14 protein-coding genes and 1 pseudogene are annotated in these 14,462 nt (G+C 48.3%); 3 read left to right on the forward strand and 12 right to left on the reverse strand.

Features of this window, described 5'->3' with window-relative positions; genetic code table 11:
• The first annotated feature begins 209 nt into the window (after window positions 1-209).
• Both EPO18_RS19190 and EPO18_RS19195 read left to right on the forward strand, forming a co-directional pair.
• Entirely contained in the window at window positions 210-974 is a 765-nt protein-coding gene (locus EPO18_RS19190; RefSeq protein ID WP_292436242.1) for an exodeoxyribonuclease III, read from the forward strand.
• Window positions 975-978: 4 nt separating this feature from the next.
• Window positions 979-1,611, forward strand: a complete 633-nt coding sequence (locus EPO18_RS19195) for a uracil-DNA glycosylase family protein (protein ID WP_292436244.1) — start codon at window positions 979-981, stop codon at window positions 1,609-1,611.
• A gap of 92 nt (window positions 1,612-1,703) precedes the next feature.
• Here the strand turns inward: EPO18_RS19195 and EPO18_RS19200 are convergent, their stop codons facing one another.
• The 10 genes from EPO18_RS19200 to nifH all read right to left on the reverse strand — a co-directional run bounded on the left by EPO18_RS19200 (window position 1,704) and on the right by nifH (window position 9,775).
• On the reverse strand, window positions 1,704-1,922 hold the full coding sequence (locus EPO18_RS19200; RefSeq protein ID WP_292436247.1) for a Nif11-like leader peptide family natural product precursor: 219 nt from the start codon (window positions 1,920-1,922) through the stop codon (window positions 1,704-1,706).
• Window positions 1,923-2,111: 189 nt separating this feature from the next.
• Window positions 2,112-3,074: a hypothetical protein gene (locus EPO18_RS19205; protein ID WP_292436248.1), complete on the reverse strand. Its 963-nt coding sequence runs from the start codon at window positions 3,072-3,074 to the stop codon at window positions 2,112-2,114.
• The gene (locus EPO18_RS19210) at window positions 3,067-3,852 is read right to left on the reverse strand and encodes a 4Fe4S-binding leucine-rich repeat protein (protein WP_292436250.1); all 786 of its coding nucleotides are present in this window, start codon (window positions 3,850-3,852) and stop codon (window positions 3,067-3,069) included. Before EPO18_RS19210 ends, EPO18_RS19205 begins: the two co-directional genes overlap by 8 nt.
• 12 nt (window positions 3,853-3,864) lie before the next feature.
• Window positions 3,865-4,131: a DUF6129 family protein gene (locus EPO18_RS19215; RefSeq protein WP_292436251.1), complete on the reverse strand. Its 267-nt coding sequence runs from the start codon at window positions 4,129-4,131 to the stop codon at window positions 3,865-3,867.
• Entirely contained in the window at window positions 4,128-4,829 is a 702-nt protein-coding gene (gene nifX / locus EPO18_RS19220; RefSeq protein ID WP_292436253.1) for a nitrogen fixation protein NifX, read from the reverse strand. The genes EPO18_RS19215 and nifX overlap by 4 nt, the downstream gene beginning before the upstream one ends.
• Before the next feature lie 4 nt (window positions 4,830-4,833).
• The gene (locus EPO18_RS19225) at window positions 4,834-5,034 is read right to left on the reverse strand and encodes a 4Fe-4S binding protein (protein WP_292436255.1); all 201 of its coding nucleotides are present in this window, start codon (window positions 5,032-5,034) and stop codon (window positions 4,834-4,836) included.
• Between the two features lie 10 nt (window positions 5,035-5,044).
• Window positions 5,045-5,260: a putative nitrogen fixation protein NifT gene (nifT, locus tag EPO18_RS19230; protein ID WP_292436256.1), complete on the reverse strand. Its 216-nt coding sequence runs from the start codon at window positions 5,258-5,260 to the stop codon at window positions 5,045-5,047.
• Between the two features lie 171 nt (window positions 5,261-5,431).
• Window positions 5,432-7,003, reverse strand: coding sequence for a nitrogenase molybdenum-iron protein subunit beta (nifK, locus tag EPO18_RS19235; RefSeq protein WP_292436258.1), 1,572 nt, complete (start codon window positions 7,001-7,003; stop codon window positions 5,432-5,434).
• A gap of 244 nt (window positions 7,004-7,247) precedes the next feature.
• A complete protein-coding gene (gene nifD / locus EPO18_RS19240; RefSeq protein WP_292436260.1) occupies window positions 7,248-8,729 on the reverse strand; it encodes a nitrogenase molybdenum-iron protein alpha chain in 1,482 nt (493 codons plus the stop codon).
• Between the two features lie 164 nt (window positions 8,730-8,893).
• The gene (nifH, locus tag EPO18_RS19245) at window positions 8,894-9,775 is read right to left on the reverse strand and encodes a nitrogenase iron protein (protein WP_104425158.1); all 882 of its coding nucleotides are present in this window, start codon (window positions 9,773-9,775) and stop codon (window positions 8,894-8,896) included.
• Window positions 9,776-10,393: 618 nt separating this feature from the next.
• On the opposite strand from nifH, the pseudogene EPO18_RS20850 reads away from it, so the two are divergent.
• A pseudogene (locus EPO18_RS20850) lies at window positions 10,394-11,927 on the forward strand (IS3 family transposase).
• A gap of 708 nt (window positions 11,928-12,635) precedes the next feature.
• On the opposite strand, the gene EPO18_RS19265 reads toward EPO18_RS20850, so the two are convergent.
• Both EPO18_RS19265 and EPO18_RS19270 read right to left on the reverse strand, forming a co-directional pair.
• Window positions 12,636-12,911 carry a colicin immunity domain-containing protein gene (locus tag EPO18_RS19265; RefSeq protein ID WP_292436274.1) on the reverse strand — a complete coding sequence of 92 codons (276 nt, stop codon included), beginning with the start codon at window positions 12,909-12,911 and terminating at the stop codon, window positions 12,636-12,638.
• Window positions 12,908-14,462: RHS repeat-associated core domain-containing protein (locus EPO18_RS19270; protein WP_292436276.1), on the reverse strand; the 1,555-nt coding region annotated here is incomplete at its 5' end. The genes EPO18_RS19265 and EPO18_RS19270, both read right to left, overlap by 4 nt.

Here is a 14,462-nt window from a genome sequence, read left to right on the forward strand (position 1 = left end):
TAATAATTCAATTTTGAAAAGTTGACGTATGTTGGTTTCAACAACTTACAAAGGTAAGTGGCATGAAAAAAGCAATTATTAGCGGTTCCCTTATAGGATGGGCTGACAAAGGAAGCCCATCGTTCGCGGATGAAGCGGCAATTAAAAACAAGCTATTAAATATCTATCATTAAAATCTCAACTTCTAACCTATCAGAAGGAACCATCACATGAAAATCATTTCCTGGAATGTCAACGGCGTTCGCGCGGTGCAAAGCAAAGGCTTTGCCGAAACGCTCGCGCTGCTTGATGCCGACTGCATTCTGTTGCAGGAAACCAAGGCCCAGGCCGATCAGATCGACAAGGCACTGGAGGGAATCGACGGTTACCGGGTTTATTCCAACTGTGCCGAACGCAAGGGCTATTCCGGCGTTACTATCCTGTCCAGAAAAGAGCCGCTGCAAATCATCTGCGATATTGGCATTGCTGAGCATGATTCGGAAGGCCGAGTGATCGTCGCCGAGTTCGAGAAATTTTTCCTGCTTGATGTCTATGTGCCCAATTCCGGAGAAGCGTTGGCGCGATTGGATTACCGCCAAACTTGGGATCGCGAATTTTTGGAGTATTGTCAGCAATTACAAAATAAAAAGCCGCTGATCGCTTGCGGCGATTTTAATGTCGCGCACCGGGAAATCGATATTGCCCGCCCGAAGCCGAACTACAATAAATCGTCCGGTTATACTCAGGTCGAAATCGACGGTTTCAGCCGTTTTCTCGACGCCGGACTGGTCGACACCTTCCGGCATTTCCATCCCGATACCGTCGCTTACAGTTGGTGGAGTTTTCGCGCCGGAGCTCGAGCCAAGAACATCGGCTGGCGGATCGATTACGTGTTGACCAGTGAAACGATTGTCGACAAAGTCAAACAGGCCTTTATTCTGCCGGAGATTCACGGATCGGATCATTGTCCGGTCGGCATCGAGATTGATCTTTAAGCCGATGTCTGTACAAGAACAACTGATGTGGGTTCACCGCACTGCATTATTCAATTGCAGCAAATGCCCGGAAATGATCGGGCCTGTTGTGAGCGGGAGCCCGGTACTCTCAAAGATTTTGCTGATCGGTCAGGCGCCCGGCGATAAGGAGGGCGGTTTCGGTAAACCGTTTGCCTGGACGGCAGGTAAAACGATGTTCAAATGGTTCGAGCGCATCGGGATTGATGAACGGAGTTTTCGGCAGCAAGTCTACATGGCTGCGGTGTGTCGCTGTTTTCCGGGTAAAAATCCGAAAGGCGGTGATCGCGTGCCGAATCCGGTTGAAATCGATAATTGCGCAGGCTGGCTGCAAGCGGAAGTCGATTTGCTTAAGCCCGATTTGATTTTGCCGGTCGGCAAGCTGGCGATAGCGCAATTGATGCCGGTCAAGAAATTAGACGAGGTGATCGGTAAGCTTCATCCGGTCACTTTTCACGATCATCGCACCGAAGCGATTCCGTTGCCGCATCCGTCCGGCGCATCGACTTGGCATAGGAAAGAACCGGGCATTACGTTGCTGGAATCGGCATTAGAGATTTTGCAGAATCATCCGTCATGGCGGCAAATTTGCCGAGATTGTGTGCTTGAGGACAAGTAGTCGTGCTTAAAAGATCGTTTCATTTCGTTCGGAATGTTGCCGTTAGACCTTCCAGGTTTTGAAAACCTGGAAGGTCTGCCATGCGTTATGGATTAAACCCGCAACAACGCCTTAGCCATTTTTTCTGAAAGCTGTTCTTCAACGAATTGCGGCTCATTGGGTGGATAAAGTTCCACTTCATCCAGTTCGAAATTATATTCTTTGCCTAATGCAATCAGTTCTCTGATTTTTTGTACGGCTAACAGTTTCTCTTTTAATTCGTTATCTGTTTTTGCCAGTTCAGAGAAGGCTTTTATTTGTGCAATTGACATTATGTTTACTCCTTTTGTTGAAAATTACTGCATTACAAAGCAGTTGGAAATTTGTAACTACTCATCGCCCATTAACACGGACGACACGGATTGGGCTGATTAACACAGATAAAAAATCCGTGTAAATCCGTCTAATCCGTGCCATCCGTGTTCTATTTCAATAAAGTAATTACGAAAACTTAGTATTCGCTACACGCTATAAGGCGTGTCAATCCAGTCTTTAAGTACCGCGACATCGCGTTCGGGCAAATAAGAAAAATCTCCGCTAATATCTTTATAAACCGCCACGCCGCAGTTCGGCGAAACCAGTTTGCCTTTGACCATATAGAAGAACCAGGCAAACGGGTAACCGGCTTGACGGTCGAAACGGGTCAGCAGGTTATGCAACGGTGTGCCTTTTTTACCGCTAATATCTTCCAGTTGCGGCACGTTTTTTTGCTGGGTATTAATCAGCTCAACGTTGATTATTTGCTCGCCGAAACGCCCGGTATGCCGGAAAGGCCGGACAATCCAGTCGTCAGAAAGCACTGCTTTTTGCTGGGCGCTGCTCCGGTTCCAGTCGTCCATAAAACGTTGTACCGGATGCTCGCTGACATGGTATTTATTGATTTCGTCCATGAAAATCGACACGTCAGTTTTACGTCGATAAGAATAACGTGACGTTCCAATACAGAATGTTTCTATGCATTCCGGGTCCAGTGGATCAATAAATTCTTCCAGATCCTCCGGCGGATAGTCGCCATTAACAAGTAACCGATCCGACATTTCATGGGTTTTATCAATGTCGATCTGGATGAATTGTTCCGCTTTAGTGCCGGTTTGGATAACAAAATATAAAGTGTTGCCGATTTGCCGGGTGGCGATGAATTTTTGTTCCCGTGCATGATCGATCAAGGTTTGCAGGTTTTTGCCGCATTCGATGTAGGTCCTCTCGGTCCATTCGATCAAATTATTGGCAATGCGTTTACCGTCCATATCGACAATGCCGCCAAGCCGGTACCATTCTTCGCCGGTTTTGGCCAAGCGAATCGGATAGCAGGGATTCAGCGCTTGAAGTTTGGACAGTAGTAATTCGTCGTCTTGGTCGGGCAGGGTGTGTTTACAGATTTTTGCCAGCTGTTGCCCATCGAGTTGAAGGTGTTGATCAGTCATACGCTGTTCCCGTTTCCTCGCTCCCATGTGTCTCATGAGAAAGTAAATTTAATCGCTCCCGCGCCGCCGCCTTGACATCGGGTTCGGGATCATCAAGCAGACAGACCAATGCCTCGGGCGCAACACGCTGGGCAGCGGTGTAACGCACGACCCAATCGGCATCGTTCAGCATGATCACGGCGTCATCCGGGTTCATGCGTTCAGCGACGATGCGCCGGACTTCAGGCGCACAGTCATCGGCCATCAAGCCAAGGCTGACTTCAGGCAAACGTTCGGCCACGATTTTCCGTACTTGCAGGTCTTCGTCGCGAATGAAGCGGAACAGGCGGCCTTTCGGCAGTCTTTTGGCTATTGTCAATCTGACGATGTAGTCTTTGTCGCCAGCCATCTTTTCCAGTTCTTCAGGTGGCAGGCGGTCGGCGACGGTCATGCGCACTTCCCGGTCGGCATCGTCGATTAACAGATGCAGTTGAGCAGGCGGTATCCGATAGGCGACCGCGCGCCTGACTACTTCATCTTCGTCATCGATCAGGTCGGCAAGCGATTTTTGCGATGCGTAACGAACCGCAATCGCGCGCCGTTCCCAAAATCGGTCGTGCAGGTATTGCTCGGCAAAACCTGGATTAACTCGAAAAAAGCGGTCGATCTGCCGGCCGCTTTCCACAAATACGCAGGTGTCGCCGGGCATGCAACGTCCCATCAGTAGGGTTTTGCCGCGGAAAGGACATAAACTGCAATCGGCAAAGGGAACGCTGACAGGGCTTTCATGGCCGGACATGGAGAGTTCCGCTTAGTCAGGGATGATTTCTGCAACGACAATGCCGGTTGCAACATCATAATCACTGGTCAGGCACAAGCAGTGTTCCCGGCCGTCAATTAAATAAATGTTAAAATCTTTATGCTCAATGACCGGCGTGTTATTGGGTAGATCGTCATCCATGCAGTAAGTAAAATGGATGGGCTGAAATTGCTGTCTCAGTTCGGAAACGGTGTCATCGCTCAGTCCCATCGCTTCTATTTTTGCCATGACGGAGCTTATTTGTTCGGTGCTAATCATCCTGTTGCCTCCTCTCTTTCAAACCTGAAGCGATCGCTTGCATCAATACCCATGACTTTCGCAAGCCAAGGTGGAGGCGTTCCGGCAATCACGGTTTGTAACTGGCCGATGATGTCGGCAATAGCCTCAGTGGCGGGCAGCTTCATTGGATGAATGCCCAGTTTGACGATTTTTGCCGCCGCAGGGCCGCCGATCGAGGCGACATAAAGCACTTGGCAATCCTGGATCAATTCGGCCCTAAATACGTTCTTATCGTCGACTTCAAGATCGTCAGGAATATCGGTATTGCGCACGTCGATTAACCGGGCTTCATCGCCTGAAACCTGATAAACCATGAATTGGCTGCAAGAGCCGAAATGGCCGTCAACGTTGATGCCGTCGTTGCTGGCGCAAGCGATGCGGACTGAGCCGGGCATATCGCCGTCAACATAAGCTTGTTGTTTAGGGACATTAAGGCCGGATTTAAGAATGCTCAAAGCATGAGTCAGCAGAGGTTCATCGACATCGATAAACTCGCCGGCTTTAGCGGTTTTAAGGATATTAAGATCAATGCCGACAATTTTTTCTTCGGTGATAGGAAGGCCTATGCAATCAGTCAATACTGAAAGCAGGCGTTTGGCATCGGTATCGGGCAAGGCGCGAGCGGCCAGCCCGATACGTAAAGCCAGTTCTCTTGATAGCGAAGCCTGGCTGTTCATTTGCTTATGCCTCTAAAGGCAATATGCAGTTGTCGATCGGGCATACTTTGACGCATTGAGGCACGTCAAAATCCCCTTCGCATTCGGTGCAGGTTTTTTTGTCGATTTTAAAAACAACGGCACCTTCGGTGATTGACATGGTTGGGCATACCGGTTCGCAGTCGCCGCATGAAATACAATCCGCTTCAACAATATATAAGGCCATGATTATTCTCCTAATCTAAACGTTTCGCGCGCAAGGTGACAGGGAAATCCGGTTGTGCGTCCAGCGGCTCGAAATAATATTTTGAACCGTCGCTAAGCAAAACTTCGCCGCCCCATTTATCGGAGCTGTCGAATTCAACGGATTCCGCCACTTCTTCCAAATCTTTCTTGGGTACGTAGAAGACTAATTTGCCCTCTGCATTTTTCTTTAACATGACACTAGGCATAAATCCCCCCTAACCCCCCTTTTACAAAGGGGGGGATAAAAAACTGTTCCCCCTTTAAATTTAAAGGGGGATAAAAATTGCTCTCCCTTTTTAAGGCGGGATAACAATTGTTCCCCCCTTTTTCGAAGGGAGGAAAACCAACCCCCCTTTGTAAAAGGGGGGCAGGGGGGATTAACGAATCAAATCGTAGTTATAGTCAGTTGTACCCATACCTTTGGTTTCTTTATCCAACTGTTCCAGTACGGCATTAACCAGGGTTGTCAGCATGTAAATAGCACCTTCATAACCTAGCGTTGTCATTCTGTGCAGGTGATGTCTGTCAAAGATTGGGAAACCGATGCGGATTAACGGCACTTCAAACTCTTCGCCTTTGTAGAAAGTATCGCGTTGGATGAACTTGCCGTAAGAATTGCCGATCATGAAGTCCGGTTTGTTAGTGAACACCAATGAACGGAAATGCCATAAATCCCTGCCGATATGAACCTCGGTTTTTTGTCCGTAAGGCGAATCTTTGCATATTTTATCCATGGCTTTTTTCCAACGTTTGTTGGCATGGTTGCATAATACGTCAGTCGGTTCAGCGCCTACTTCCAACAGGAACTTGGTCATACCCATCACGAAATCGGCATCGCCGTATAAAGAGAACTTTTTGCCGTGCAGCCAGGCGTGCGAGTCGGTCATCATGTCAACCAGGCGGCCGCGCTCAAGTTCCAAAGAAGCAGGAATCGGTTTGCCGGTCAGTTCGGAGACTTTCATCAGGAACTCGTCGGTCCATTCCAGGCCCATCGGAATATTGACGGCTGTAGCGGGTTGATGCCAAATGGTTTGCACAAACTTTTTGGTTTTTTCCAGCTGCCAGGGTTGCAACAACAGAGTATCGATTGCATTAGGCGAATCTTTCAGTTCAGCTTGGGTCGTGCCGCCGGCATACATACGGAAAGTACCGTCGGCTGGCGTATCCAAGACTTCGGAAGGATCGCTCATTAAGGTGTAATCAACGCCCATTTCCTTCATCATGCGGTGCATGACGCGAAAGTTGCCCAGGTAGGTTTCAAAGCCCGGAACCAGGTTGATCTTGCCGTTGGAACCAACTTTCTTGTCGTCCATGTGGTTCAAGGTGAAATACTTAATCATGCCTTCGAACATATTGTCCCAGCCGGTGGTATGGCTACCGACAAAGCTTGGGGTATGGGCAAAAGGTGTCGGGTAATCCTGTTCGATATGTCCGGCATTTTTAGCGTTATTGATGAACGCGTTTAAGTCGTCGCCGATAACTTCAGCCATACAGGTGGTAGACACGGCGATGATGTCGGGTTTGTATAAAGCTTTGGCATTTTCCAAACCGGCCATCATGTTCTTTTGACCACCGAATACCGCTGCATCTTCCGTCATGGAATCAGATACGCAGGCAACAGGCTCTTTAAAATGACGGTTAAAATAGGTACGGAAATAGGCGACGCAACCTTGCGAACCATGAACATAAGGCATGGTCTTTTCAAAGCCCAGCGCACAAAGCACAGCGCCTAAAGGTTGGCAGGCTTTAGCCGGGTTTACCGTTAATGCTTCGCGGTTGAAATTGATTTCTTGGTATTCCTTGGTGGTTGACCACTGAAACACTTCGTCAATTTTTTCCTGAGGATGGCGCTCTTCGTAAGCTTCACGTTTATTGGCGAGGCTTTCCTTGTATTCATCGTTACGGAATAAAGGATAACTCGGTTGTATGTTTTCGACTTCTTGACTCATGATAATCTCCTACGCGCCACTAATCTGTGGACGACGGTTGAAGGAACGGTAAAGTGTGCGCACTCTACTTTAGTAGTAACTACTCAGCAGTTAGAAAGATGGAACGCTGATGACGCAGATCATTATGATTAAATAAGATTTTTTGAATGATCCTAAAGACGTCATTTGATCGCCGTTTTAAAATGATCTGCGGACATCATAATCATCCGCGTCATCTGCGTTCCATTAAGTAGTTACTTTAAAATTAAGCGCTTGCAGCGACTGCTACGTTTGAACTCTCAGCTGTTTTCCAAGGTGCTTTCACTTGTTTCCAGCAAGGGTTGTTCAGCGTCATGTCCATATCGCGGGCAAAGATGGCAAAGCCGTCATAGCCGTGATAAGGGCCTGAATAATCCCAAGAGTGCATTTGACGGAACGGAATACCCATCTTTTGGAAAATGTACTTTTCCTTGATGCCGGAACCGATCAAATCAGGTTGGACTTTCTTAACGAACTCCTCAAACTCATAGCCGGTTACGTCGTCGTAAATCAACGTCGCATTGCCCATTTCCTTGATCGTACGGTCATAGTCATCGTTGTGACCGAATTCATAACCGGTACCGACCACTTCCATGCCCAAGTCTTCATAGGCGCCGATCACATGACGCGGACGCAAACCGCCGACATACAGCATCACGCGTTTACCTTGTAGGCGTGGTTTGTATTTGGCGATAACCGCATCGTATTCAGCTTGGTATTTGGCGATAACTTTTTCAGCGCCGGCTTGAATCGTTTCATCAAATAACGCAGCAATCTTGCGTAACGATTCGGCAATTTTGGTAGGACCGAAGAAGTTGTACTCGATCCAGGGGATTTTGTATTTTTCTTCCATGTGCCGTGCAATGTAGTTCATTGAACGGTAGCAATGGATCAAATTCAATTTCACCTTAGGCGTAAGTTCCATTTCCGCAATCGTGCCGTCGCCGGACCATTGAGCTACTACGCGCAAGCCCATTTCTTCCAGCAAAGTACGAGATGCCCAGGCATCGCCGCCGATGTTATAGTCGCCGATTACGGCAACATCGTAAGGCGTGGTAGCAAAGCTGTCATCGCCGTCGCGATTTTCCAATACCCAGTCCCGAATCGCATCGTTAGCAATGTGATGACCTAACGATTGAGACACGCCGCGGAAACCTTCGCAACGAACCGGCACCACTGGCTTGCCGATTTCTTTGTTGGCTTTTTTGGCGACCGCTTCAATATCGTCGCCGATCAAACCGATCGGGCATTCCGATTGAATACTGATGCCTTTGTTTAATGGAAACAGTTCCTCGATTTCAGTCATGATTTTGGCCAGCTTTTTATCGCCGCCGAAAACGATGTCTTTTTCAGTAAAATCGGATGTGAAGTTCATTGTGCCGAAGGTATTAACGCCGGTAGTGCCGACATAATAGTTACGGCGGCCGGCGCGAGAATACTGTCCGCAGCCGACAGGGCCGTGCGAGATATGGATCATATCTTTAATAGGTCCCCAAACCACACCCTTGGAACCTGCGTAAGCGCAACCGCGAATGGTCATTACGCCGGGCTGGGATTTACGGTTTGAAGTAATGCATTTATTCGATTTTTCCAGGGATTGATCGTTAACCGCCAAATGCTTAGCGCGATCTTTCCTTGCTTGTTCGGGATAGACTTCAAGCACTTCTTGAATAAGCGCTTCGGTCTCTTCTTTTGTTAGAGCTGCCATGAGTGTCTCCTACTATGCCGTGGGTAATCCCCCAACAGACAGGTTTTAGGATGGGAATCCGTAGAGACGCGATTTATCGCGTCTGATTTTCGCGTCTGATTTATCGCGTATCGCGTATCTACAGTCAGAGACGCGATAAATCGCGTCTCTACGGTTATCAATTATTAAGCGGTTGCTTCAGCGGCCGCAGTTACACCAATAATTGATTCGTCTTCTTGATCGATAATACCGAATTCCATCATCAATTCTTCCAGCTCATCCATCGTGATTGGAGTAGGGATAATGAAGTTCTTGTTATCGCGAATTTTCATAGCCAATTGACGGTATTCGTCAGCTTGTTTGGCTTGTGGTTCGTATTCGATAACCGTCATACGGCGAATTTCAGCGCGTTGTACAACGTTGTCACGCGGTACGAAGTGAATCATGGTGGTGCCGATTTTTGCAGCCAAAGCGGAGATCAATTCGTCTTCACGTGCAGTTTCGCGTGAGTTACAAATCAAACCGGCCAAACGCACACTGCCTGAGTTAGCGTATTTCACAATACCTTTAGCAATGTTATTAGCCGCATACATCGCCATCATTTCGCCCGAGCAGACGATGTAAATTTCTTGCGCCTTGTTTTCACGGATTGGCATGGCAAAACCACCACACACAACATCCCCAAGTACATCATAAAAAACGAAGTCAAGTTCATCGTCATAAGCACCTTCTTCTTCAAGGAAGTTAATCGCTGTAATTACACCGCGACCCGCACAACCAACGCCGGGCTCCGGACCGCCTGATTCAACGCATTTGATGCCGCCGTAACCGACTTTTAATACATCTTCGAGTTCTAAATCTTCGACGCTGCCCGCTTCGGCAGCCAAGCTCATAATAGTAGTTTGGGCTTTTGCATGAAGGATTAAACGGGTAGAGTCAGCTTTGGGGTCGCAGCCGACGATCATTACTTTGTTGCCTAATTCTGCCAACGCAGAAACCAGGTTTTGAGTTGTAGTAGACTTACCGATTCCACCTTTACCGTATATTGCACATTGACGTAATGCCATGATCTTCTCCTCTTATTAGGACGTTGTTGTTAATGACATTAGGGGTAAAGCAATGGCTGTGCCAATCGCGAAAAACGAGTTTATGTTATTGAAGTATATTAATTATTTTTATTGCAGTTAAGGGTGAATGTCGTTGTGTTTCAAACATTTTGTTATGCTCTGTAGGCTTAGTAACAGTGCGGTTATTTATTATTGTTTGTACATTCCATATAGTTAGGTGTACGTAAATATGACTTTCGGATTACTGAAGCGGTTGCACTAAGCCGGCCGCACAATAAAATAATCTGAAATTAGAAAGTGTGTTGAAAATGGATATAGCACCGAATTTAAAGAATCCTCAGTGAAGCTCGCGGTAAGGTCAAATAAGCCGGTCACTCAAACACCAAGGGATTAAGACATTGCTAAACAAATATGCCAAGCAAAGGTGTACTGGAAAAGGTGAAGACGCATGCAGAAGAATGTCTGCGAAAGCACCTGATGAAGCGGCACAAGGTCAAAGATCGTGGGATCGGCCTCGGTCGTTTCCCGAGTCAGTAGCTTTATGCGAAATATGGGCTATACAAGGTTCCCCCCGTGTCAGGATAGTTGTCGCCTCAACTCAAAAAAGAGGCAACCCACATGGCAATTCGATACAACCAGGAATTCAAAGACCAGGCCATAGAAAAAACCTTGCAACACGGCGACAAAACGATACAGTACATTGCCGATGAACTAAACATAAACCTATTCACTCTCAAAGAGTGGTTACGGAAATCCCAACCTGCTATGCCGCCAAGCTCAATCCCTCAGCGCCCAGGCGATTGGACGCCAAAACAACGCCTCGAAGCGCTCATGCAAAGCGCCGGTTTAGAAGGCGAACATTTGAATGCATTTTGCCGCGAGCAAGGCATTTTTCCGCATCACCTTGATGCCTGGAAACAAGCTTTTATTAACAGCAACTCAAGCCCCAGCCCCACAACAGACAAGTCCTTGCGGATCGAGCTCAACCAAGTCAAGAAGGAACTCAACCGCAAGGAGAAAGCCCTGGCGGAAGCTGCAGCTTTACTGGTGCTACAAAAAAAGTGCCAAGCGTTCTGGGAGGAAAAGGAATGATGATTGCCCTCGCAGAACGCCAACAATTGCTGGACTATTTTGATGACGCTGTTACTAACGGCGCGCGCAGAACCCAAACGGCCAACGTGATAGGAGACTACGGCTGCGCACCTTACAGCGCTGGCGGCAACCGGCCACCTTAAAGCCCGATGGCCGGACGCAACGCCAGTTCACGCCGGGCAACAAGCTGACGGATGAAGAGCGGGACACCCTATTGGCAGTGGCCAATTCCGAAGAATTTAAAAACCGGACGCCCCATCAGATCGTGCCTATGCTGGCCGAGCGCGGCGACTATATCGCCTCCGAATCCAGCTTCTATCGGGTTTTGAGGGTAGCGGACCAGCTCAAGCACCGCCATGCCGGCCGTGCGGCGAACCCGCGCAGCAAGCCGAAAGCGTTAACCGCCGATGGCCCCAACCAAGTCTATAGTTGGGACATTACCTACTTGGCGACACGGGTTAAAGGGCAGTTCATTTATCTCTACCTGTTTATGGACATTTTCAGCCGCAAAATTGTCGGCTGGCAGGTTTACGCGGAGGAAAGCAGCCGGCAGGCGGCCGCTGTCATGCTGGATATTTGTCTGCGTGAAGGCATTACGCCCGGCCAACTGGTGCTGCATTCGGATAACGGCAGCCCGATGAAGGGCGCGACCTTGCTGTCCACCTTGCAGAAACTGGGCGTAGCGCCATCGCGTAGCCGCCCTGGCGTCAGCAATGACAACCCTTATTCGGAAGCGTTGTTTAAAACGCTCAAATACGCTCCCCAGTCGGGCGCATCCCAACCGTTTGCGGACTTGACTGCGGCAAGGACTTGGGTGGCAACGTTCGTGCATTGGTACAACCATGAGCATCGCCATAGCGGCATTCAATTTGTTACGCCGGCGCAACGCCATGTGGGCATTGATCGGGCAATCTTGATCCAGCGTGAAGCTGTCTATAAGGCCGCCAAGACGAAAAATCCGACGCGTTGGAGCCAGGATACCCGCAATTGGGATTGGCAGGCGGTAGTCTGCTTAAACCCCGATAAACCGAACGGCATCTCGACCGATACTGTTCATTAATCTGAAAAACTTTTGGCGACAGTTATATTGACATTTACCGCACTCGACCGACTTGCTCTTGTTTATAAATTTTTCTATTCCTACCCCCTTCCTAAAATTATTCCGATCTTCATCTAATTTTAATTAAACCTACAGGTTTCCTCTCATCTTGCCCCTATAACCTTTACCCAAACATAGCGACTTGCGCGTAACACCGGTCGCGATAACTTTGCGTAAAAGGGGTCACCCATTAGCCTGCAGGCAGTTCGTTCGGGTATATCACCTGCTGTCTATTCTACCTTTAGTACTGTCGGATAATTATTTAGAGCTGGTGCGGACGCTATTAGTCGGATATTTTGGAAAATTGGAGAGAGTAATTCGTGGGGAAACCTCAGAATCTGACTCCATTGATTTTTTTCTTTACTAGTTTATAGAGAAAGAAGATTGTTATATAACCCAGAGGAGCGATAATACGGCCTGGTATTTCTACAAAAAAACCTATATCGCTATCCTGTATAAAAAATGGCTCTTGTAATAACCCTGCATACGGCTGATAGTAAAGTTGGTGAATAAAAAACCAGAGTAATCCGTATGAATGATCTAAATCCGATAGTATCCTAAAAGGAAGAGGAAATAATATTATAAATGCTAGTGCAAGACCTGAACCCGTTAGCTAAATTACTGTTACTGCGAACACCTGACCCTGTCTTTCTTTCCGCGGTTGATATATCAGCCGTGCGATGTGAAATTTGCAATTAGGCTGGAAACTTTTTGCCTAAGTTGCTCTTCATCAAGTTCATATTCATCCCTATCCGATTCTGGATTATATAAGTCTGCAAGACAAAAAATGCTAGATAAACACTCGCTTAATTTAGCATCATCTTTTAGCAGAATTTCAGAATCTCTTTCGAATTTCCATATTTCCATATATGCATTTGAGAATTCCTCAGCCGATAGCCTTTCCATGACAAACGACTTTGCAAGTGCTAATACGGTCACACTCATCTTAGCACCCCATTCGTCATAAAATTTTCGAACTGTGCAGTCCCAGGAGAAAGCTTGAACCCAGTGACAAAATTTCCTGCATTATCAAGCACCACAACATTATTTGTATTCGAGTTAAAAAATACGCTGGAATCTTTAACGAAACCGTATGTACCTCGTTGAGTTGTTGCTGCATCAGTTAAGTGATCTGTTAAAGCCTTTTGATATTCAGCAAGCGTTGATGGATTTTTTTTAGTAGAGTCAACCCCAAAGTCGGCTGCGTGTTTAAATTTCTTATCGAGCTGTTTTTGTGAAAAATCAGCTAGATTTTCTGCAGCTTTTGCAGCGTCCAAAGCATCGTCCGCCCTCTTGATGACACCTAACGCGGGCACAATCGGCAATAGCCCGACTGTATCCAGCCCCAGGTTGATGGCATTGTCGCTAGACGGGCATTGGTAATATTCATAGGCACTTTGGGCGAAAAATACAAAATCGACAAAATCCCAAAACAACCCCTTCGGGTCGGTATAGTTAATCGGGTTCCCCCCGACATACGAGTAAGTATTAATGCCACCCGCCAAGCCAATCGGATCACTCTCGATATATCGACCGGTCTTTGGATCATAATCCCTGAAATAATTATAGAACAGTCCGGTTTCTTGGTCGTAGTATTGCCCCGGAAAGCGCAGGTTGAAAACGAAGTTCCCAAGCCCGGACGGGTTTTGGTCCGGCAAGCTGTTGCCGAAGGCTTCGGATTCCCAGCTCCATACTACACGGTTGTCTCCTGGCCGGATAATTTTTCTCGGCGTGCCCAGATGATCGGCATGGATGTAGTAGAGGTCGATGGTTGCGGTGGTGGCGCTTGCGGGCGTTATAGGTTTCAGCACCGCGACCGGCAATTCGCCGAGCCAGAGGATTTCCTGGATCGGTTGGCCTGAAGCGTCGTATTCGCCGATCAGGTGGCCTTGTTCGTCGTAGAAGTATTGACTGGTGATGCCGTTTAGGTTTTTTGTGATGCGCTGGCCGAGCGCGTCGTAGCCGTAGCCGGTGGTTTGCCCGGTTGCGGTGTTCGTGCTGGCGGTGCGCCGTCCGGCGGCGTTGTAGCTGTGGCTAAAGCTGCCGTCGCTGGTCAGGTTGCCGGCCGGGTCGTAGTTGTAGTTGACGGTTTGTGCGTCGCTCTGGCTGTGCAGGCGGTTGCTGTTGGGGTCGGTGCTGTAGCTGTGCAGGGTGGTGCTGTCTGTTATTTTTTCTGTGCGGTTGCCGCTTAAATCGTAGCTGTAGTCGATGCGGCTAAGTTGTGGTTCGCCGCGCTGGCTGGAGGTCAACCGGTCGAGTGGGTCATACTCATGGTGCTGGTTTTGCTTGGGGTCTACGTCGTCGATCGCGCTGGTCTGCCGTCCGGCCGCGTCGTAGCCGTAGTAGCGGCTGTTCAGCAGTTGGCTGTTTGGGTCGAAGCCCAGGCTGACGATCACGGGCCGCCCTGCAAGGTCGTGGAAGCGTTCGCTCTGCTGGTTGTTGCCCCAGTTCCAGCCGTTGACTTGGCCGTCGGGTTCGTAGGTGATCTGGCTGATG

It is taken from the genome of Methylobacter sp., assembly GCF_004322395.1.
Taxonomy (GTDB): Bacteria; Pseudomonadota; Gammaproteobacteria; order Methylococcales; family Methylomonadaceae; genus Methylobacter_A.